Origin of the sequence: Rhizobium sp. Pop5 (assembly GCF_024721175.1) — a bacterium.
Classification (GTDB): domain Bacteria; phylum Pseudomonadota; class Alphaproteobacteria; order Rhizobiales; family Rhizobiaceae; genus Rhizobium.
In genome coordinates this window covers 2,886,366-2,907,479 of the sequence record NZ_CP099399.1, presented here as the reverse complement: position 1 = coordinate 2,907,479, position 21,114 = coordinate 2,886,366, and the positions used below count along the sequence as shown (strand labels likewise).

The 21,114-nt window shown below is 60.3% G+C and carries 19 protein-coding genes and 1 tRNA gene; 11 read left to right on the top strand and 9 right to left on the bottom strand.

Annotated features, from left to right (window positions below; translation table 11 throughout):
• Positions 1–55 precede the first annotated feature (55 nt).
• Positions 56–277 carry a hypothetical protein gene (locus NE852_RS16695; RefSeq protein ID WP_245270851.1) on the bottom strand — a complete coding sequence of 74 codons (222 nt, stop codon included), beginning with the start codon at positions 275–277 and terminating at the stop codon, positions 56–58.
• Here NE852_RS16695 and NE852_RS16690 point away from each other — a divergent pair.
• The 4 genes from NE852_RS16690 to NE852_RS16675 all read left to right on the top strand — a co-directional run bounded on the left by NE852_RS16690 (position 272) and on the right by NE852_RS16675 (position 4,416).
• On the top strand, positions 272–1,852 hold the full coding sequence (locus NE852_RS16690) for an AAA family ATPase (RefSeq protein WP_245270849.1): 1,581 nt from the start codon (positions 272–274) through the stop codon (positions 1,850–1,852). The genes NE852_RS16695 and NE852_RS16690 overlap by 6 nt on opposite strands.
• Positions 1,853–1,924: 72 nt before the next feature.
• Positions 1,925–2,503 (top strand): pyridoxamine 5'-phosphate oxidase family protein, encoded by a 579-nt coding sequence (locus tag NE852_RS16685; RefSeq protein ID WP_164841460.1) that lies wholly within the window; start codon positions 1,925–1,927, stop codon positions 2,501–2,503.
• Positions 2,504–2,675: 172 nt separating this feature from the next.
• Entirely contained in the window at positions 2,676–3,491 is an 816-nt protein-coding gene (locus NE852_RS16680) for a hypothetical protein (protein WP_128623679.1), read from the top strand.
• A gap of 526 nt (positions 3,492–4,017) precedes the next feature.
• Positions 4,018–4,416, top strand: coding sequence for a hypothetical protein (locus NE852_RS16675; protein ID WP_258155851.1), 399 nt, complete (start codon positions 4,018–4,020; stop codon positions 4,414–4,416).
• A gap of 1,013 nt (positions 4,417–5,429) precedes the next feature.
• Here NE852_RS16675 and NE852_RS16670 read toward each other — a convergent pair.
• A tRNA-Arg gene (locus NE852_RS16670) sits at positions 5,430–5,506 on the bottom strand.
• A gap of 177 nt (positions 5,507–5,683) precedes the next feature.
• Here NE852_RS16670 and NE852_RS16665 point away from each other — a divergent pair.
• Entirely contained in the window at positions 5,684–5,842 is a 159-nt protein-coding gene (locus tag NE852_RS16665) for a hypothetical protein (RefSeq protein WP_164841459.1), read from the top strand.
• A 230-nt stretch (positions 5,843–6,072) separates the two neighbouring features.
• On the opposite strand, the gene NE852_RS16660 is transcribed toward NE852_RS16665, so the two are convergent.
• The 4 genes from NE852_RS16660 to xylF all read right to left on the bottom strand — a co-directional run bounded on the left by NE852_RS16660 (position 6,073) and on the right by xylF (position 11,135).
• On the bottom strand, positions 6,073–7,272 hold the full coding sequence (locus NE852_RS16660) for an IS256 family transposase (protein WP_008536727.1): 1,200 nt from the start codon (positions 7,270–7,272) through the stop codon (positions 6,073–6,075).
• 449 nt (positions 7,273–7,721) lie between these two features.
• Positions 7,722–8,504 (bottom strand): ATP-binding cassette domain-containing protein, encoded by a 783-nt coding sequence (locus tag NE852_RS16655; RefSeq protein WP_258155850.1) that lies wholly within the window; start codon positions 8,502–8,504, stop codon positions 7,722–7,724.
• Positions 8,505–8,518: 14 nt separating this feature from the next.
• Positions 8,519–9,832, bottom strand: a complete 1,314-nt coding sequence (locus NE852_RS16650) for a sugar ABC transporter permease (RefSeq protein ID WP_008530500.1) — start codon at positions 9,830–9,832, stop codon at positions 8,519–8,521.
• Between the two features lie 262 nt (positions 9,833–10,094).
• Positions 10,095–11,135: a D-xylose ABC transporter substrate-binding protein gene (gene xylF, locus NE852_RS16645; RefSeq protein WP_008530501.1), complete on the bottom strand. Its 1,041-nt coding sequence runs from the start codon at positions 11,133–11,135 to the stop codon at positions 10,095–10,097.
• A 227-nt stretch (positions 11,136–11,362) separates the two neighbouring features.
• Here xylF and NE852_RS16640 point away from each other — a divergent pair, with 227 nt between their 5' ends.
• Positions 11,363–12,586, top strand: coding sequence for an ROK family transcriptional regulator (locus NE852_RS16640; protein WP_008530502.1), 1,224 nt, complete (start codon positions 11,363–11,365; stop codon positions 12,584–12,586).
• Positions 12,587–12,823: 237 nt separating this feature from the next.
• On the opposite strand, the gene iolG is transcribed toward NE852_RS16640, so the two are convergent.
• Complete coding sequence (gene iolG, locus NE852_RS16635) at positions 12,824–13,816, bottom strand: inositol 2-dehydrogenase (RefSeq protein WP_008530504.1); 993 nt, start codon at positions 13,814–13,816, stop codon at positions 12,824–12,826.
• A 197-nt stretch (positions 13,817–14,013) separates the two neighbouring features.
• Between iolG and NE852_RS16630 the strand changes: the two genes are divergently transcribed.
• A complete protein-coding gene (locus NE852_RS16630; protein ID WP_258155849.1) occupies positions 14,014–14,295 on the top strand; it encodes a hypothetical protein in 282 nt (93 codons plus the stop codon).
• Here NE852_RS16630 and NE852_RS16625 read toward each other — a convergent pair whose 3' ends face one another.
• Positions 14,296–14,754 (bottom strand): hypothetical protein, encoded by a 459-nt coding sequence (locus NE852_RS16625; protein ID WP_008530509.1) that lies wholly within the window; start codon positions 14,752–14,754, stop codon positions 14,296–14,298.
• A gap of 60 nt (positions 14,755–14,814) precedes the next feature.
• The gene (locus NE852_RS16620) at positions 14,815–15,819 is read right to left on the bottom strand and encodes a LysR family transcriptional regulator (protein WP_008530510.1); all 1,005 of its coding nucleotides are present in this window, start codon (positions 15,817–15,819) and stop codon (positions 14,815–14,817) included.
• Between the two features lie 271 nt (positions 15,820–16,090).
• Here NE852_RS16620 and chvE point away from each other — a divergent pair, with 271 nt between their 5' ends.
• From chvE to araD1, 4 genes are all read left to right on the top strand, one after another.
• Positions 16,091–17,155 carry a multiple monosaccharide ABC transporter substrate-binding protein gene (gene chvE / locus NE852_RS16615; RefSeq protein WP_008530511.1) on the top strand — a complete coding sequence of 355 codons (1,065 nt, stop codon included), beginning with the start codon at positions 16,091–16,093 and terminating at the stop codon, positions 17,153–17,155.
• Between the two features lie 93 nt (positions 17,156–17,248).
• The gene (gene mmsA, locus NE852_RS16610) at positions 17,249–18,787 is read left to right on the top strand and encodes a multiple monosaccharide ABC transporter ATP-binding protein (protein WP_258155848.1); all 1,539 of its coding nucleotides are present in this window, start codon (positions 17,249–17,251) and stop codon (positions 18,785–18,787) included.
• Entirely contained in the window at positions 18,784–19,995 is a 1,212-nt protein-coding gene (gene mmsB, locus NE852_RS16605; RefSeq protein WP_258155847.1) for a multiple monosaccharide ABC transporter permease, read from the top strand. The genes mmsA and mmsB overlap by 4 nt, the downstream gene beginning before the upstream one ends.
• A 114-nt stretch (positions 19,996–20,109) precedes the next feature.
• A complete protein-coding gene (gene araD1 / locus NE852_RS16600) occupies positions 20,110–21,105 on the top strand; it encodes an AraD1 family protein (RefSeq protein ID WP_008530518.1) in 996 nt (331 codons plus the stop codon).
• Positions 21,106–21,114 lie beyond the last annotated feature (9 nt).

Sequence of the window (21,114 nt, the reverse complement as noted above, 5' to 3'; positions counted from 1 at the left end):
TCGCGCCGTTCGCGCATTCGAACGAGCCGACCGCTTCGCTGTCGCTCTCATCGTCTCAAAATGGGAGGAGAAAGGCACATATCTGCGGGCCGCAGCCGCTTATCTCAATCCTCGCGGAGACTTCAGGGTCACGGATCGAGTCTACGTCGGTGACGCCAAGGAGGACACCTACGACACAATCCTCGATGACCTCGCGAACAAGAAGACGATCATCCTTTACAAGGACGAGGAGGAAATCCCTGACGAGATCGCAGTCGCATTCGATGCTGTCGTGCATGTCGATGCGCCGACAACAAGACAGGTCAGTGGCATCGTCAAATGGTCCTACGGCATCGACATCACGCCGGAAGAGGCCGGAGTCCTTGCTCGCAGCAATTGGCGCCGTCTGAAACTCGCAGTGATGCGTGGCCGGCCGATGTCTCGGGTGCTGACAGTGCTCCAGAAGATCGAGGCACTTCGCGGGGCCGAAGAGGCTTCGCAGGACACCGTCGTGAAACGACCCATCGCCAACGTGCATGAAGCCGCTTTGGAGGATATGGCAGGCTACGGTGAGGCGAAGGACTGGGGCCTGAATCTTGCGCTCGACATCGCTGATTGGCTGGCAGGTACGATTTCGTGGGACGAGGTCGACAAGGGCATCCTGCTGTCCGGCCCACCCGGCGTCGGTAAGACTATCTTCTCACGCGCGCTCGCGGCGACATGCAATATGGAGCTGGTTCCCGCATCGTATGCCAAGTGGCAGGCGAAGGGGCATCTCGGGGACTTCCTGAAGGCAATGCAGGCCAGCTTTGCGGAGGCCAAGAAGAAGGCGCCATCGATCCTGTTCATCGATGAACTCGATGCCTTCGGTGATAGAGCCTCCACTGGAACCAGCGACAATGCGAGCTACGATATCAAGGCTGTGAACGGTTTGCTGGAACAGCTCGATGGATTGGATGGCCGCGAAGGTGTCGTGGTCGTTGGCGCCTGCAACAACCCAGACTGGATCGATGCCGCGATCACTAGGCCAGGCCGCCTTGACCGACATGTACGGATCCCGCTGCCGGATCTCGAAGCCCGAGCAGGGATCTTCCGGATGCATCTGCGCGGCGCGCTATTTGATGAGGAGCACCGGGCCTTCGCAGAGGCAACAGAGGGTATGACGGGCGCCGCAATCGAGCAGATCGTGAGGGAGGCTCGTCGCACCGCGCGCAGGCGTCGACAAAATCTTTCTGGAGAGGACGTCTTCCGTCACGTCCCTCCGCTGGTGCTCATCCCGCCGCAGGTCATTCGCGTGAATGCCATTCATGAGATCGGACATTCGGTCGTCGGCGCCGTGCTTGGTATGAACCTCGAAAGCGTCTCGATTTCTAAGACCCTCAGGTTGGCGCCCCAGCATCAGGCAGTGGGGAAGGCTGTCTTTAAGCGCGACCCATGGGATCGCAGGATCAAGGAGTATTATCTCGACATCATCGCGATGACGGTCTCGGGCATGGCGGCGGAGCAGCTTTTCCTCGGGTGCTGGGACGATGGCGCTGCCGGGGGAGCCGGATCCGATCTTCACGAGGCCACAAAAAACGCCATCGCGTTGGAGCGGTCGTTCGGCATGGGGCAGAAGCTCGCCTCGTACGGCCCGATCGACGGCAAGATCGCCAGCGAGATCAAATCGCTCGATGCCGCCCTCATGGCGCAGGTGGACGCTATCCTTCGGAAACAGCTTGAGCGTGCCATGGTAATCCTCGAACGGCACAGCGCCGCATGCCTCAAACTCGCTGACGAACTTGCCGAGCGAGGGGAGCTGTCGGGTAGGGAGGTCTTGGATACTCTGGATATGAACAGCGACGAAAGCGTTGCGGCGCGTGGCTACGGGTAGGACGAGACGACCCTCATTGACCGAAGATGATCTTCTCTGGCATGACGCATGGGGGAAATGGGGAACGTTGTAATGGCAGAGCTTCAGTATCTCGGCCTCATCTGGGATCGTCTTCGGTCAATGGCGGATGGGTCCGCGCCTTCTGCTGCCATCCAGCTTGCCACTGTTAGCAGCACGGGTTCCCCAAGCTTGAGGACGGTCATTCTTCGAGAGGCCAACTTCGACGAGGCAACGATCTCTTTCATCACGGACATCCGGTCGACCAAGGTCGGGGACGTCCGCCGCGATCCTCGGGTCTCAGCGATTTCCTACGATCTCGAGAGCCGAGTTCAGATCAAGCTTGTTGGCACGGCGGCGGTCGTGGATGAGGAGGCAGCCCGGCAAGCGATGTGGCAGCGGCTGAGACCTCACACCCGCGAAGAGTTTGAGAGAGAGCTGCCGCCTGGAATCCTGCTTCACCCCGATAGCGGGAATGCCATGGGTTGGGAGTACGATGGCGATGCTCCCAAGGAACGTTACGATCGGTATGCCCTCGTTGCCATCTCAGTCGCCAGTGCAGAATGGCTGGACGTCTCTGGTAAAGAGCATGTACGGTTTGCGTTCTATCGTGATCGCCGACCGAAATGGCGTGCCGTCAGGCTTTCACCTTGATTTTGCATTTCGGGCTCGATACGGAATGGATCGATGAAATCACGATAACCGGGTCGATAGGGATACCTGCCGGACGGCCGTGAGAGCGAGCTATGGACTCCGGGACAGCGGTGAAAGACCCGTCCTCCCGGAGTTTCGACTTCCCCCTCATATATGCGCCATGGAGCCGATTTTGATCAGCGTCTGGGACCTCGACACATATGACGGCGATATCCAAGATTATCTCAACCGGCATCAGGGGACCATTAGGCTTCATCGGGAGAGAGCGCTGGAGCTCGATAACATCGAGCCGCCGAGAGATCTTCAGGAAAGAATTCGCTTCCGGAAGCCCACGAACGAGCACTACCCAGCATACATGGAGGCCCGGGATGGGCTGGCACCCATTCTGGAGTCGAAGAGCTTCCGCGCATTCCATTATACGCGGATGACTGACGCTGAGGTGGAGAGGATCCTGCGTGCCGGGATACGAACGACATCGCTCGATCTACTGAACGAGAGGCTCCAATCGGTTGTCGAAGAGAAACTCCTGAAGCCCGAAATCGCGGAGACAATTTATCGGTCGAGCGCGCTCCATTCGCCTCACGAATATGGTGACCGTCGAGGGTTCTGGACGACAGCTTGCCCGATTGATGTCACGGATTCTGCCGTCGATATGCTGGTCGGCCACTGGGGAGGAGAGTCCTCGTATTTTCCGTTCATGGGTGGAACCGAGGACGAGGCCATGCTGGCTGCGATCCAAGGCATCGGCCGCGGACGAATACTCGAAATTGAAGTTCCCATGTCGTCCACTCAGGGCGTCGGTCCGCACTCCGCGACGAAGACGATGTTCGATGTAGTGGAGCGTTCGTTCGGCCACGAGAACTCATTGGCATTAGACTTCAACTCACTCGAGCCTCTCCCACGGTCGGCCATCATACGGGTTATCTCGGAAGGCGAAGCCGAATTCGATGACGTTGCGACAGCGTTCGGCTACACCTCTGGCGAATGAAGCCGCCGACGAGGGACGTCTTCGTCAGGGATTTGCGTAACGATACGTTGAAAGTAAAGGCGCGGAACTTCCACTGAACGCTAGAGCTATGGTGTCGTTTCTGCAGACCCGTGGTCAAGCTCCCGATATCGGGCCTCCTCGCTGGCGCTCAGCTCATACGGGTCTCGCTTTGACCGCTATTGGCAAGAATGTCGCGACTGCAAAGTTCATCGGTCAGTGCGAGCACTTCGGATATTGAAAGGCCTACACCCGTAGAAATCTCTTCTGCAGTTGAGCCTGGGTGCCTCCTCACGAACCGTCTTACGAACATCTGATGCACGCTCAGTCTCGGCTTCAGGTCATAGTAACCACTGGAGAGTGGCTAACCGCTGCGCTATATCGACATGTCCCTATGGACCCAAGGGCACAGGAATCCCGGCCCATGTGCACTCCTCCGACGCGAGACTGCGCCTAAATCCGTGACCATCTTTCTTGACGAATGTGACCACGCATCTCATTGTGCCCTCGGACAGGTGGAGATGATGACATGGACGCGAGGATACTCAAGCAGGTGCACGTAGCCCGCAACGCCAGCAGGCAGGACATCACCGACGGCCTCGTTGAGACCATCGTCCAGATCGGCGGCGACCCCATGACCGTCAGGAAGGCCAAGGACGAGCTGAGTGCTGTGCTCGGGAAGGCCCGAAGCGGCGTTCCTCAGGTCATCGGCAACATGAAGAAGGTCGAGGACATGGCGGTCGTGATCTCCGTCAAGGATCTCGCCGAGCTTGTCACCGCCGCTCGGCAGCAGGAGACCTTCGGGGAGGCGCTAGACGCCATCGGCTTCAAGCCGTATTCCGGTGGCCGCATCATCGTCGGTCAGGGCCGCAAGCGCGAGCGCCTGCAGCGCGGCGGCAACGCCTCCGGCGCGAAGATGGCACTCTGACGCATGTTCTTGCTCTCGACGCAGGCGCTGATGGATATCATCTGCGAAAACCCCGCCGTGACTGCGTGGACCCGCCCGGTGGGGCGTGTCCCGCCACCCCTCCCATTCGAAGAGAAGCTTGAGTCGTCGGTTAGCGGCAGCAGCGACGTGCCTCGATCAAGCTGAAGATAACCGGTATCGAAGAGCCAGCGCTCTCGACAATTCTGCGATAAACGGAGTCCGCAACTCGTCGTGGGTTCGCGCGAGCCCCCCGTTCAAGTGCCCTCGAATCCTTTGACATGCTACAAACGATGCTCCCGCGCTAGTTCTCCTGAGGGGCACGCGCGGGCAACTGATGGATTCATCTTGCGCGCGTTGCGTTAGGATTCAACTTCGAATCCAGCGTCGAGTCCAACACGCTACCGTGGCCATAGTATATCTTGTAGTGTTACTTCCTGATGGTCGAAAATACATAGACGTTTCTACTGTCTTGGCGCGGATGAATTTGGACGTTGCTAACGACTTCCACGGAAAATGAACGTAGGTTTATCAGCATACTTAGGTAAATAGGGGATCTGGCACCTTTCTGGAGCTGTCTGGGCAACCAGTGAAGCCGGGTTCCGTTTGGAGCAACGTCGAAAGATGGTTAATTTTCGGGTAACGCCAACACTGGTTCAGGAAATTGGCCGTGAAGAGGCGCCACCTCCCTTCGAAGTGTTCATTGTCAACAATTTACCGCCGAACACGCATTGCCTGGCTTATCGACATTCGGGTTGCGGCAATTTCGTCTAATCGTTTTGGTTGCATTCGTACTGGGCCGCAGTATAGCCGGAGCCGCTCATCACCTGGAGCCATATGAACCGATTGGCTTTGCGGCAGCCCATTAGGCAACAGGACTCGTACCGCACAATAACGAGGTGAATTATAAGGTTGATGGAAATCTTCCGCCTGCAGAGTCCACGCTTATGGGTGCCATAGTCCGCGCTTAGTGGGGTCGAGTCCGGGCTTATGTGGCGAGGCAGAACAGAGATCGGTGGCGCACCCGACAGGATTCGAACCTGTGACCTTTGGAATCGGAATCCAACACTCTATCCAGCTGAGCTACGGGTGCATGCTTGAGGCGATTTGAATCGCCTGTCCGATGGGTGGTTCTTAGCCTAGCTTGCGGCCGGCTTCAATCGCGAAATTCTCAGAATTACGGGTGCTTGCGGTTTGGCGGGGATTTTCGTCCGCTGGGCTGGCGGCCGATGGCTTGGTGCGTCCTCCCGTTTCTCGCGGATTTGAGCGTATGGCTCGGCTTGATGTGGCTGGGAAAAAGAAACCAGCAGCAGTCAGAAAAGCCGACTTTCGTCCGCTTAAAAACCTCTCTGCCACTGAAAATAAAAGAAATCAGTTAGTTATCATTGGCAAAGACGTTTTTAAGAAGGGTCAACATTTTAAAAAATGAATGGGAGAGCAGGGGAGCTTCTTCATTTTGCGTTTTTTTTGAAAATGTTGAGGCTCCTTAAAAACGTCCTTCCAAACCTCGCTGGTGGCCGGAATTGATCGGAGGAAGCACTTCCGGTGGCGTTTGGGCGGATTTTCCGGCCTCGATTTCGTCAAAGGAAGGATCATGTCCCAGGGAGTGGTGTAGGTGGCGGCTTTGGTCGCCGCGTTCTCCGGCATGGGCCGGGACGATCAGCGCGCCACGGCTGGCAGGCTGATGAGCGGATCATCGCTCATCTGGCTGATGGTTTCCAGCGTCATGTATCTGGCGCGTTGGACAGCCCATTCGTCGTTTTGCTCGAGCAGGATCGCGCCGACGAGGCGGACGATGGCGTCGTCATTGGGGAAGATGCCGACGACCTCGGTCCTGCGCTTGATTTCGCCATTGAGGCGCTCGATCGGGTTGGTGCTGTGCAGCTTGGCGCGGTGCTCCTTCGGGAAGGTCATGTAGGCGAGAACGTCTTCTTCGGCATCATCCATGATGGCGGCGAGCTTCGGGACCTTCGGGCGGATTTGGTCGGCGACGGCGCGCCATTGGGTGCTTGCGGCTTCCGGCGTCTCCTGGGCGAAGGCGGTGGCGATAAAGGCGGAGACGACACGCCGACCGCTCTTGCCGGCGTGGGCGAGAACGTTGCGCATGAAGTGGACCCGGCAGCGCTGCCAGGTTGCGTTTAGCACCTTGGTGACGGCGGCCTTGAGGCCCTCGTGGGCGTCGGAGACGACCAGCTTGACGCCTCTGAGGCCACGGCGAGTCAGCTTGCGTAGGAACTCGGTCCAGATCGGCTCGGCTTCGGAGGTGCCGACCTCCATGCCCAGCACCTCGCGGCGACCGTCGTTGTTGACACCAACGGCGATGATCACGGCAACGGAGACGATGCGGCCGCCCCGGCGGACCTTTAGGTAGGTGGCATCGATCCACAGATATGGCCAGTCGCCCTCGATCGGCCGCTCGAGGAAGGCCTTGACCTTTCCGTCGATCTCCTCGCACAGCCGGCTGACCTGGCTCTTGGAGATGCCGCTCATACCCATGGCCTTGACCAGATCGTCGACCGAGCGGGTCGAGATTCCCTGCACATAGGCCTCTTGAATGACCGCCGTCAGCGCCTTCTCGGCCATGCGCCGCGGCTCCAGGAAGCCCGGAAAGTAAGAGCCCTTCCTGAGCTTTGGAATGCGCAGCTCGACGGTTCCGGCGCGCGTCTCCCAATCCCGCTCGCGGTAGCCGTTGCGCTGGGCCGTCCGCAGCGGGTTCTTCTCGCCATAGCCGGCACCGGTGGCAGCGCCCACCTCCAGCTCCATCAGCCGCTCGGCGGCAAAGCCGATCATCTCGCGCAAAAGATCGGCGTCGGGGGACTTCTCCACGAGCGCACGCAGGTTCATCATGTCGTCGGTCATCGGTGGTTCCTTCGAATCAGGTTGGTGTCAGCAACCCAACCCTACTGAAGAACATCGATGACCACCGCTTCGCCGCCCGCTCACTACCGCGCTGTTGAGGGCGCGCTCGCGAGCGGCTTCGCTACCGCCGAGCTACACCATCTGTAGGGACACGACCAAAGGAAGCAAAAACGCCACCGGCCTTGCGGGCAAGGCAGCCGGATGGAGGCTTGCAGTGGGCGGATTTCTAATGGCGCCGGAGCCGGGGAGGGTGTTTTTGAGACGATCGGGGCTGCTTAAAAACGTCCTTCCAAACCTCCTTGCCAATCGAAATGGATCGGGGGCGGAGGCGTTGGCTGCTGGCGTTGCGCGGGTTCTCCGGTCTCGGCTTCGGCCCCGGAAAGCACAAAAAACTCCGCCGGCCTTGCGGGCGGCGGAGTGTGATTTTGTAGGCCTTGAGTTTGCTGCGGTCAGATCTGCATGGCGCCGGGGCCGGGGATGGCTTTGGGCGGGACCTTGCCGAGGATGATCATGCCGAGCACCTCGTCCTTGGTCACGTCCTCGGTGCGGGCGTGGCCGACGACCTGGCCGTTCTTCATCACCGAGACGCGGTCGGCGAGGTCGAAGACGTCGTGGATGTCGTGGCTGATGAGGAAGATGCCGATACCTTCCTTCTTCAGCTGCTTGATCAGCTCGCCGACCTGCGCCGTCTCCTGGGGGCCAAGGGCGGCCGTCGGCTCGTCCATGATCAGGATGCGGGCGTTGAAGAGGATCGCGCGCGCGATCGCCACCGATTGCCGCTGGCCGCCGGAGAGTGCCTTCACCGGCTCCTTGAAGCGCTTGAAGTTGGGGTTGAGCCGCCCCATCACTTCGCGGGCCGAGGCTTCCATCGCGACGTCGTCGAGCGTGCCCCAGCGGGTCTTCAGCTCGCGGCCGAGATAGAGATTGGCGGCGGCGTCGACATTATCGGCGACGGCGAGCGTCTGGTAGATCGTCTCGATCCCGTATTTCTTGGCATCGCGCGGATTGCGGATGTCGGCCGGCTCGCCGTTGATCAGGATATCGCCCGAGTCGCGCTTGTATGCGCCGGAGAGGATCTTGATCAGCGTCGACTTGCCGGCGCCGTTATGGCCGAGAAGGGCGACGACTTCGCCGGGGTAGAGATCGACCGAGGCATTATCCACGGCGTGGATGCCGCCGAAGGAGATCGAAATGTTTTTCAGTTCCACGAGGGGAGTGCGTTGATCAGTCATGTTTGTGGCTCCTCTCACTTGGCACGGGCGCGATAGACGGTGTCGAGCCAGACCGCGACGACGAGGACGGTGCCGACGACGACGCTCTGCAGCGGTGTGTCGACATGCGCGAGCACCATGCCCGACTGCAGGGACTGCATGACGAGCGCGCCGAGCATGGCGCCGGCGATCGTGCCGGTGCCGCCCGCCAGCGACGTTCCGCCGATGACGGCGGCGGCGATGGTGTAGAGCTCGTCGAGCGTGCCCTGCGAGTTCGTCGCCGCGTTGAGGCGGGCGGTGGAAATCGCCGCCGCAATGGCCGCGAGAACGCCCATCAGCGCGAAGATGCGCACGGTGACCCAGCGGGTCTTGATGCCGGCGAGTTCTGCGGCTTCAGGGTTGCCGCCGATCGCGAAGACATAGCGGCCGAAGCGCAGGCGGGTCGCGATGAAGGTCATGATGATGCCTACGACGACTGCGATCAGCACCGGCACGGCGATACCATAAGGAATATCCAGGCCGGTTTCGGGCCAGGGAATATTGTTGGTCTCGGCATATTTCTTGGCGATGTTGATCGGCCAGTAATAGCTGTTGGCGATCGAGACCGCGCCAAGGATGAGCACGCAGCTCAGGATGGCGAGGAAATATTCAGCCCACATCGGCCGGCGCGGGAAGCCGAAGCGGCGGCGCTGGCGGCGCGAGCCGACGATGCTGGCGATGACGAAGAGGCAGGCGGCGATGCCGACGACCCAGCTCCAGGTGGCGCCGATCGAGCCCTCTGCGCCGCCGCCCATGATGCGGAAGGTCTGGTCCATCGGGGCGACCGTCTGGCCGCTGGTGACGAGCCAGGTCGCGCCGCGCCAGACGAGCAGGCCGCCGAGGGTGACGATGAAGGAGGGAACGTTGAGGAAGGCGATGATCATGCCCTGGAAGGTGCCGATCAGGCCGCCGGCGATCAGGCCGATCAGCAGCGTGATCATCCAGGTGAAGGGGCTGTCGAAGCCGATATATTCCGGCAGGATCTTGGCCTGCGTCACGCCCATGATCATGCCGCAGAGGCCGAGCATGGAACCGACCGAAAGGTCGATATTGCGGGTGACGATGATCAGCACCATGCCCGTCGTCATGATGGCGATGTCGGTCGTCTGGACCGAGAGGTTCCAGAGATTGCGCGGGGTCAGGAACAGGCCGCCGGTGATGATGTGGAAACCGATCCAGATGATGATGAGCGCGCCGATCATGCCGAGCAGGCGCGTATCGATCTCAGTGGCGCGGAAGAAGCGGGTCACCGGATTGGCTTCCGCCGTTCGCGGCCCGCTTGATGTTGTGGATTTTACCATTTCGGCCATGGGTTTGCCGTTCCCCCATTTTGTGTGGACGGACGCGCCGCGTGCCGGAGGCTGCCATCGGCGTCATCAGTCTGTTCTTCAAGTGACCATCGCGATGCTTCCGGAAACCGGTCGCGTGGCGTCGCGACGCTCTTCCGGCAGGGAATGAAAGTCCGCGATGGTGTGGTGAGGCGGAAAAAACGTCGTCTTGCCGTTCTGATCCGCATCCGGCGCCGCAGCGGTGTTTCCGCTACGGCGCCGGTTATTCTAGTTCAGCTTTGGCTTACTTGCACGCAGCGACAGTGCCGGCCTTGACGCCCTGGCAGGCTTCAGCCTTGGAAATCCAGCCGGCGTCGATGACGACGTTCAGATTTTCCTTGGTGATCGCCAGCGGCTTCAGGAAGACCGAGTTCATTTCCACGTGCTTCGGGCCGCCCTTGAAGGTCTGGGCGCCGTCGATCTTGCTCATGTCCTTGCCGCCGGCGAGGTCGAGAGCGATTTCAGCAGCGCGCTTGCCGAGTTCGCGGCTGTCCTTCCAGACGGAAACCGTCTGGGTGCCGAGAGCGATGCGGTTGAGTGCTGCCTTGTCGCCGTCCTGGCCGGAAACCGGAACCGAACCGGCGAGGCCCTGGGCGTCGAGCGCTGCGATCGCGCCGCCGGCCGTGCCGTCGTTCGAAGCAACAACGGCATCAACCTTGTTGTTGTTGGCGGTCAGGAACTGCTCCATGTTGCGCTGAGCATTCTCCGGCAGCCAGCCGTCGGTATAGGCTTCGCCGACATTCTTGATCTTGCCGGCGTCGATCGCGGCCTTCAGCACTTCCTGCTGGCCCGAGAACAGGAAGTCTGCGTTCGGGTCGGAGGACGAGCCCTTGATGAAGACGTAGTTGCCTTCCGGCTTGGCCTTGAAGACGCCCTGAGCCTGCAGGCGGCCGACTTCCTTGTTGTCGAAGGTGATGTAGAAGGCCGCCGGGTTTTCGATCAGGCGGTCGTAGCCGACGACCGGAATGCCTTCAGCAGCGGCCTTTTCGATGGCCGGGCCGATCGCGTCGGAGTCCTGGGCGAGAATGATGAGCGCGTTGGCGCCCTGCGAGATCAGCGATTCGACGTCGGTGAGCTGCTTTGCGGCTGAGGACTGTGCGTCAGCGGAAATATACTTGGCGCCCTTGGCTTCGAGAGCCTTCTTGATGGCGGCTTCGTCCGTCTTCCAGCGCTCTTCCTGGAAATTCGACCAGGAAACGCCGACGACGAGGTCTTTAGCCATGGCAACGGTATGCACGGAAACGAGGATGGCAGCGCCTGCCATCAGCTTATAAATAGACTTCATAATGTCCTCCCGAGTGAGTTGCGGCCGGCCCAGCCCATGCTTCCTCCGGCCACCGCGAAAAGCTGTCTAGAAAGGTTCGGATTTTTTTCTCGACAGTCGAGAAATTTAGTGTCAGAGATTTTTTCAACTGTCAACACTGCACTACCGGCTTATTCCCCTTGCGCAACGGAGGTCGGAGATGCAGTGGAAATCAAGGGAAGAGCGAGCAGGAGGAGAGGGCGGCATTCATGCTGACCAAGTCGAGCACGGAGCTGGTCCGGCAGAGAAACAGCGTGCTCGTGCTCTCCGTGCTGCGCCGTCACGGCGCACTCGCGCATACCGAAATATCCGATTTCACCGGGCTTTCCTCGGCCACCATTTCGGCCATCACCACTGAGCTGGAAAAGGCTCAGATCATTGAAAAATCCGAGCAGCAGGCGGCAAGCGGGCGCGGCCGGCCACGCGTTCTTCTGCGCCAGCGGCGCGACTGCGGCTATCTCATCGTCGTCATCATCTCCTCGGATGCGGTGCAATATTCGCTTGTGGATTATGCCGGCAAGCTGATCGACCGCTTCAGCGAGGTGCGTTCGCACGATCCATCAGGTGCCGCCCGCTTCGTCGCAGGCGTGCGCGCCGGGCTTTTGCGCATTCTCGAGCGCTCGGGGATCGCCCAGGAAAAAGTGCTGCTGATTTCGATCAGCAGCAAGGGGCTGGTCAATTCCACCGAGCCGGTGCTCCTCTGGTCGCCGATCTTCGGCAGCGACCAGATCGATTTCGAATCCGCACTCCGGCCGGAATGGCAGGCCAAGGTGATCCTCGACAACGAGACGCTGCTGGTCGCCGCCGCCCTCGGCGCGCGTGAGGAAATCGCCAAAGGCACGGACTTCCGCTCGCTCGCCGCTCTTTCGCTCGGTCACAGTATCGGGCTCGGCATCGTCCGGCGCGGCGGCCAGGCGGGCCCGGAGGCTTCGGCGCCGAATTTCGGGCATATGCTGCACATGGCCAATGGCGGGCTATGCCGCTGCGGCACGCGCGGCTGCATCGAGGCCTATGCCGGTTTCTACGCGATCCTGCGCAGCGCCTTCGAAGTGCCGCTCGATACGATCCCGGCAAAGTTCGTGCCGGTGGCCGAACTCGACAAGATCGCCGCAAAGGCGCGCCAGGGCCACCGCACCTCCGCCTTCGCCTTCCGCCAGGCAGGGCTGGCGCTCGGCAACGGGCTATCGCGCATGCTGAGCCTGACGGAACGCATGCCGATCGCCATCACCGGGCCGGGCACGCGTTATTACGATCTTCTCAGGCAGGGGATCGAAGAGGGGCTCGGCCAATCGCATGTCGTACGCATGGAAGGCATGCCCGAGATCCGTGTGGTCGCCGATGAGCAGATCCTCGTCTTCGAGGGGCATCTCAACCGGGCGCTATCGGTGATCGATCAGGATATCGTGATCTCGGGTGTTCAGGGCGGGGAGTAGCGGCAAAACCCCTCCCCAACTCTCCCCACAAGGGGGAGGGGCTAAGCCGCGGCGTCCGACTGCGGCAAGCATCAACCCTTTCTGCGGATGAAACCATCAAAGGGAAATCGGTGGGCGCGGCAGGTTAGTCCCTCCCCCTTGTGGGGAGGGGGTCTTAAATACGCTTTGCTATCAAACGCGAAATGGCCGGGCGGTGCCCGGCCATCTCATGCGTGGCTTTCGGTCGGGAGAGGGCCGTCAGCCAATCTTGATGAGTTTGCCTTCCTTGACCGACTTAACGGCGGCGTCGGCGAGTGCGAGCGCTGCCAGGCCGTCGGCGCCGGAGGGCGAGATCTTGGTGCCCTTTTCGATCGCGGCGATGAAGGCTGCGATCTCGTTGGCATAGGCTTCGGTATAGCGGGTCATGAAGAAATCATGCAGCGGCGGGCGGGTGTAGCCGTCGGCGTTGGCGACTTCGATCGAGACCGGGCGCTGGTTTTCGGCCGAGACGACGCCCTTGGAGCCGTGCGCCTCGATGCGCTGGTCGTAGCCATAGGTGGCGCGGCGCGAGTTGGAGATGATGGCCTGCCTGCCTGACGCAGTCTGCAGGATCACCGAAACGCTGTCATAATCGCCGGCTTCACCGATCGCCTTGTCGACGAGGACGGCAGCAGTCGCCAGCACCGAGACCGGCTCTTCGCCGAGCAGGAAGCGGGCCATGTCGAAATCGTGGATCGTCATGTCGCGGAAGATGCCGCCCGAGCGCTTGATGTAATCGACCGGCGGGGCGCCGGGATCGCGCGAGGTGATCGTCACCATTTCGACATCGCCGATCTTGCCGTCGTCGATAACCTTGCGCACCGCCATGAAATGCGGGTCGAAGCGGCGGTTGAAGCCGACCATCAGCTTGGCGCCGGTCTCTTCCACCACCTTGATGCAGGCCTTGACGCGTGCGACGTCGAGATCGATCGGCTTTTCGCAGAAGATCGCCTTGCCGGCGCGCGCGAAACGCTCGATCAGGTCGGCATGGGTATCCGTCGGCGTGCAGATGACGACGGCGTCGATATCTTTGGCCGATTCGATCGCCTCGATGGTGCGCACTTCGCAGCCGTAGGCGGAAGCGATGGCTTCGGCCGCCTGCGGAAAGGCGTCGGCGACCGCGACGAGCGTTGCATTGGCGTCGCCGCTGACGGCCTTCGCATGAACCTTGCCGATGCGGCCGGCGCCGAGAAGACCAAATCTCACTGTCATTGCAACCTCCGTTGAATTCGGAACAAATAAACCGAATTACCAAAAATCTGGAATTTTCATTCCACCTTATACGAGCCACGTCAAGCCCGCGGCTCTTTCACATTTGCAAGATTCAAACTAAAGACAAGCGGGCTCATGCCGAGGGCATGTGCGACGCATGCCGGGGCATGCGTGACATATGCGACCGCGGGATAAAGATGCAACTGATCGATCCGAACCATCCGGCATATCGCCGCCTCTGGGTGCGCATAGCCATTGTTGCCGTCTGCTTCGGCTGGACCGGGGTCGAGCTCATCACCGGCGATCCGTTCTGGGCGGTGCTCGCCGGCGCGGCGGGCGCCTATTCCTTCTATATGCTGTTCTGGACCTTCAATCCGCAGCCGCCGGCCACGGAGCCTCCTGCGCAGCCTGACGCTGACGACGAGGACGAGTCCGGGGCGACCGCCGGGAAGCCCCAAAAGGATGGGCAGGCGGAATAATCAGCGGCCGATTCGCCGCAGCGCTTCGTCGATCAGCAGGTTGGCCAGCGTCATCCGCTTCGTCGCATTGTCGCGGAAAGGCGGGGCGACGCGATCGGGATGATTGGCGCGGGCGAAGGCGCGCCGCTTTTCGCCGAGCGTCAGCGGCGTGTCGGCGGCCGAGATCGCCAGTTCGGCTGCGACCTCTGCCGGTGCGATCCGTGCGAGATGGTCCGGCATTATGGGCTGAGGCGGAAGCTCCGGCACGATCGCGGTGGCATCGAGATCGAGATTGTCGAGATAGGCCTGGCCCACTCGCTGCGAGGCGGCGGAGACACCCTGCATGACATCGAAAGCGAGTCCGGTGGCAAGGCCATGCACGCGATGGGCGGCCGGCGCCTCGGCGCCTTCCTCCTCCGTCTCGCCCTCAGCCTTCAGCCGCTCGAGGACCGATTGAAATACAGATTGTCCGAACAGCACGCGCCTTCCTTTCGACGCACGCATTAGAAGCGGGCAAGATGGCGCAGGGCTTGCCGCGCTTCAGCTGGCCTGCTTCAGGCTTTCTTCGAGGATGATGTCATAGAGCAGCCTTGCGCTCGGCGGCAGCGCCCGTTCTCTCGCGGTGATCAGGCTGTAAGGCTTGACGTTGATGTCGAAATCGATCGGCAGCATGCGCACATCCGAGGCATTCGAACTCTGGCTGGCCAGGAACTGGGCGACGTCGATGGCGATCGGAGCAATGGCATCGGTTTCGCAGACGATGGCGCAGGTCAGAAGCAGCGAGGAGGTGTTGACGATGTTTTCGGGCAACGCCACGCCGCGCGACAGGAAGATGTCCTCGATCGTGCGGCGCAGTAGCGTGCCCGGCGGCTGGAAAACCCAGTCGTAATCCCTGATGTCAACGAGGCTGCTCACCTTCTGCTTCAAAAGCGGATGGCGGCTGTGCACGATCAGGCAGGCCCGCTCGATGCCGATCTCGGTCACCTCGAAGAGGCGCGGGTTGAGATCGTCGGGAATGCGGCCGATGATGAAGTCGTGGCGGGCGGCGAGCAGCTCGCGGGCCAGCACGTTGCTGGTCTCCACCTGGATGTTGATCTCGATGCCCGGATAGGCCTTGCGGACCTTGTTGATCGCCGGCACCACGAGCCTCATGGCCGGCGCCGTCACCGCGCCGATGAAGACCGAGCCGCCCTTGCCGCTCTTGAGCTCGCCAATCTCCCGGCTCGCCTCGCGCAGCTCCAGGAGGATCTTGCGCGCGCGTCTGGCAAGTGCCGCGCCGAAGGTCGTCAGCACCACGCCGCGGGCGACGCGCTCGTAGAGCGGCGTCTTGGTGATTGATTCCATTTCGGACAGCATGCGCGATGCGGCGGGCTGCGAAATGTTGAGAACTTCCGCGGCAGCGGAAATCTGCCCGCTATCTTCGATTGCGACGATCATGCGCAGGTGATTCAGCTTAAGTCCCGCACGTAAAAGGCTGTCATCGCCGAAATTATCACTGTGGATATCGACGTGATCCATCGAAAATGGCTCTGAAACAATCGTCATGGTTGCAGCCTCCCCACTGCGTTCCATCAAAAGTAATACTTTTTAACGATATACCAAAATTGTTATGCACATTACCACTTATTCTATTTGACAGTTATAGGAATCCATACCAGTTTGCCGCCGTGTGCTGGTTGGCACTCAACACGTGTGAGATCGTGGAGGAGACCTACTTCGTTTCTCACCATCTGAAGTAACTATCCAATACGGAACCTGCCACAGTTTCGGGGCGGGCGATTTTTCGTCCGCTGCTCTATTAACAAGGGAGAGAGAAATGAAATCCATTATCTCATTGATGGCTGCGGCTGCTTTCGGCGTCGCTTCGTTCGTTGCGCCTGCTATGGCAGCGGACAAGGGCACCGTTGGTATCGCAATGCCGACGAAGGCTTCGGCCCGCTGGATCGACGACGGCAACAACATCGTCAAGCAGCTCCAGGCTGCCGGTTACGGCACTGACCTGCAGTATGGTGACGACGACATTCCGAACCAGCTTTCGCAGATCGAAAACATGGTCACGAAGGGCGTCAAGGTTCTCGTCATCGCTTCGATCGACGGCACCACGCTTTCCGACGTGCTCCAGAAGGCACACGACGCCGGCATCAAGGTCATCGCTTACGACCGTCTGATCCGCAATTCGGGCAACGTCGACTACTACGCGACCTTCGACAACTTCCAGGTCGGCGTTCTGCAGGCCGGCTCCATCGTTGACGGCCTCGGCCTCAAGGATGGCAAGGGTCCGTTCAACATCGAACTCTTCGGCGGTTCGCCGGACGACAACAACGCCTTCTTCTTCTATGATGGCGCAATGTCCGTCCTGCAGCCCTACATCGACTCGGGCAAGCTCGTCGTGAAGTCCGGCCAGACCGGAATGGACAAGGTCGGCACGCTGCGTTGGGATCCGGCAACGGCCCAGGCTCGCATGGACAACCTGCTCTCGGCTAACTACACCGACGCCAAGGTCGATGCCGTCCTGTCTCCCTATGACGGTCTGTCGATCGGTATCATTTCGTCGCTGAAGGGCGTTGGTTATGGTACTGCGGCTCAGCCGCTCCCGATCGTTACCGGTCAGGACGCTGAAGTTCCGTCGGTCAAGTCGATCATTGCTGGCGAACAGCATTCGACGATCTTCAAGGACACCCGCGATCTCGCCAAGGTCACCGTTGCCATGGTCGATGCCGTCATGTCCGGCAAGGAACCTGAGGTCAACGACAAGAAGACCTACGACAACGGCGTCAAGGTCGTTCCGTCCTATCTGCTGAAGCCGGTTGCTGTCGACAAGACCAACTACAAGCAGATCCTCGTCGACGGCGGTTACTACACCGAAGACAAGCTGAAGTAATACGAGATGGCCGGAACCCGCGCTTGCGGGTTCCGGTCTTCGATTTTATGATCGCCCGGCCGCTTGACGGCCGGAGGCGCTGGAACTTTGACTATGGACAATACCATCCTTGAAATGCGGAGCATCACCAAGACGTTCCCGGGCGTCAAGGCGCTGGAGAACGTGAACCTCAGGGTTCGCCAGGGTGAGATCCACGCAGTGGTGGGCGAAAACGGGGCCGGCAAATCGACCCTGATGAAAGTGCTATCGGGCGTCTATCCCACCGGAAGCTATGAAGGCGACATCGTCTATGAAGGCGAGACGCGCAACTTCAAGGCCCTGAAGGACTCCGAAGAAATCGGCATCGTCATCATCCATCAGGAACTGGCGCTCGTGCCGTTGCTGTCGATCGGGGAGAACATCTTCCTCGGCAACGAGAATGCCAAGAGCGGCGTCATCAGCTGGGACGAGACGTTCAACCGCACGAAGCAGCTGCTCAAGAAGGTCGGCCTGCAGGAATCTCCGAACACGCTCGTGACCGACATCGGCGTCGGCAAGCAGCAGCTCGTCGAGATCGCCAAGGCGCTGTCGAAGAGCGTGAAACTGCTCATCCTCGACGAGCCGACGGCCTCGCTCAACGAAAGCGATTCCGACGCTCTGCTCACGCTGCTCATGGAGTTCCGCAAGCAGGGCATCACCTCGATCATCATTTCCCACAAGCTGAACGAGATCCGCAAGGTCGCCGACCAGATCACGGTCCTGCGCGACGGCATGACCGTCAAGACGCTCGACTGTCACGCGGACGAGATCAGCGAAGACATCATCATCCGCAACATGGTTGGCCGCGATCTCGAAGACCGCTATCCGCCGCGCTCGGTGCCGATCGGCGAAACCATTCTCGAAGTGAAGAACTGGAACGCCTACCACCAGCAGCACCGCGACCGCCAGGTCCTGCACAATATTAACGTCACCGTCCGCAAGGGCGAGGTCGTCGGTATCGCCGGTCTAATGGGGGCAGGACGCACCGAATTCGCCATGAGCCTCTTCGGCAAGTCCTATGGCCACAAGATCTCCGGCGAGGTGCTGATGCACGGCAAGCCGGTCGATGTCAGCACCGTGCGCAGGGCGATCGACGCAGGTCTTGCCTACGTCACCGAAGACCGCAAGCAGCTTGGCCTCGTGCTCAACGACACGATCCTGCGCAACACGACGCTGGTCAATTTGAAGGCGGTGTCGAATGCGTCGGTCATCGACAGCGTCAAGGAATCGCGGGTTGCGACCGACTATAGGTCGAAGTTGCGCATCCGCTCTTCCAGCATCTTCCAGGAAACGGTCAATCTTTCCGGCGGCAACCAGCAGAAGGTGGTGCTGTCGAAGTGGCTGTTCTCCAATCCGGATGTTTTGATCCTCGACGAGCCGACGCGCGGCATCGACGTTGGCGCAAAATACGAAATCTATACTATCATCAACCAGCTTGCCGCCGATGGAAAGGGCGTTCTGATGATCTCATCGGAAATGCCCGAACTGCTTGGCACTTGTGACCGCATCTACGTGATGAACGAAGGACGCATCGTCGCTGAACTGCCGAAGGGAGAAGCAAGCCAGGAAACCATCATGCGCGCTATCATGCGCTCAGGGGAGAAGAAGCAATGACACCGATCAATCAACCCATCGCTGAGCAAGGGCGTGTCGTCTCGATCGGAGACTACGTTCGCGGCAACATCCGTGAATACGGCATGTTTATCGCGCTCATCGCGATCATGGTGTTCTTCCAGTTCTCGACCGGTGGCGTTCTCTTCAAGCCGCTCAATCTGACCAACATCATTCTGCAGAACTCGTTCATCGTCATCATGGCGCTTGGCATGCTGCTGGTCATCGTCGCCGGCCATATCGATCTTTCGGTCGGGTCCGTCGTCGGCTTCATCGGCGCCATCGCCGGCGTGATGACGGTGCAATGGCACACCAATTATATCCTGGCGGGTATCATCTGCCTTGCTCTCGGCGCGCTCGTCGGCGGCATCCAGGGCTATTTCGTCGCTTATCACAAGATCCCGTCCTTCATCGTCACGCTGGCCGGCATGCTTGTTTTCCGCGGGCTGACGCTGTTCGTCATGACGGCATCGGGAACCGGCACCAGCATCGGTCCCTTCCCGCCGGACTTCCAGCTGATCAGCATCGGCTTCCTGCCGAACCTCGTCGATATGGGCGGCATCAACTCGACCTCGATCATCCTGACCGTCGTCGGCGCCGTCACCCTCTTCTATATGGCATGGCGCAAGCGGCTCTCGAACGAGAAGCATGGCAATGACGTCGAGCCCATGGGCTTCTTCCTTGCCCAGAACATCATTGTCGCGCTCGCCGTTCTCGGACTGGGCTACCAGCTGTCGATCTATCGCGGCTTCCCGAACGTGCTTGTCGTCATGCTGGTTCTGGTGGCCGCCTATGCCTTCATTACCCGCCGCACGACGATCGGCCGCCGTATCTACGCCATGGGCGGTAATGAGAAGGCGACGAAGCTTTCCGGTATCAACACCGAGCGGCTGACCTTCCTGACCTTTGCGAATATGGGCCTGCTCGCCGGATTGGCTGGTCTTATCGTCGCGCTGCGTCTGAACTCGGCGACAGCAAAGGGCGGCTTCGGTCTCGAACTCGACGTCATCGCTGCCTGCTTCATCGGCGGTGCATCCGCCCAGGGCGGTGTCGGCAAAGTGACCGGCGCTGTCATCGGCGCTCTGATCATGGGCATCATGAACAACGGCATGTCGATCCACGGCCTCGGCACCGACTCGCAGCAGATGGTGAAGGGTGCGGTGCTTCTGGCTGCCGTGTTCTTCGATGTCTACAACAAGAACAAGGGCTGAGCGCTAAGCGCAGCCAGGCATTCGCAGTCATATGAAAGTTGAATTCCGGCTCCTGACGGAGCCGGACAGGCGGAGCTTTTTCGGGTCTTCGCCGGAACGAGAAGGATCGAAGACGTGCTTATTTCGCAAATCAAGGGTGCCAACGGAGAGATCGTCGTCGCCGTGCGCGAGCAGGGCGGCGCTGCCAAATCGGTCAAGAACGCCGGCAGCGTCTATGCGCTGGCGATGGAAGCGGCGGACGGCGGCAAGTCGCTTGCCGCGGTTATCGAAGCCCATGGTTACGGCGATGCCGTCGATCTTGAAAAGGCCTATGCGGAAGGCCGCTTCCTTCCGCCGATTACCCACCCCGATGCCGCCCACCTGCATCTGACCGGCACGGGACTGACGCATCTCGGCTCCGCGGCAACCCGCGATTCCATGCACAAGAAGACCACCGAGGCGGCCGAGGAAACGCTCACCGACTCGATGAAGATGTTCAAGATGGGCCTGGAGAACGGCAAGCCGAAGGCTGGCGAAAAGGGCGTGCAGCCCGAATGGTTCTACAAGGGCAACGGCCATGGCGCTGCTGCCCCTGGCGCGCCGCTTATCTCGCCTTCCTTCGCGCTCGACGGCGGCGAAGAGCCTGAAATGGCCGGCATCTACGTGATTGCCAAGGACGGCGCGCCCTTCCGCATCGGCTTTGCGCTGTCGAACGAATTTTCCGATCACGTCACCGAGCGGATGAACTATCTCTATCTCGCGCATTCGAAGCTGCGTCCGGCAAGCTTCGGCCCGGAAATCAGGGTCGGTGCGGCGCCTGACGATATTCGCGGCACCTCGCGCATCAAGCGCGGCGACAAGGTGATCTTCGAAAAGCCGTTCCTCTCCGGCGAGGCGAACATGTCGCACACTTTCGCCAATCTGGAATATCACCATTTCAAATATGGTCTCTTCCGTGCGCCGGGAGATGTTCATGTCCATATGTTCGGTACGGCGACCCTTTCCTTCGCTGACGGTATCAAGACGGAAGAGGGCGATGTCTTCGAGATCGAAGTCGCCGAATTCGGCCTGCCGCTGCGCAATCCGCTGAAGGTGGCGGCCGAAGAAGAGATCGCCGTCAAGCAGCTCTGATTTTCGAGG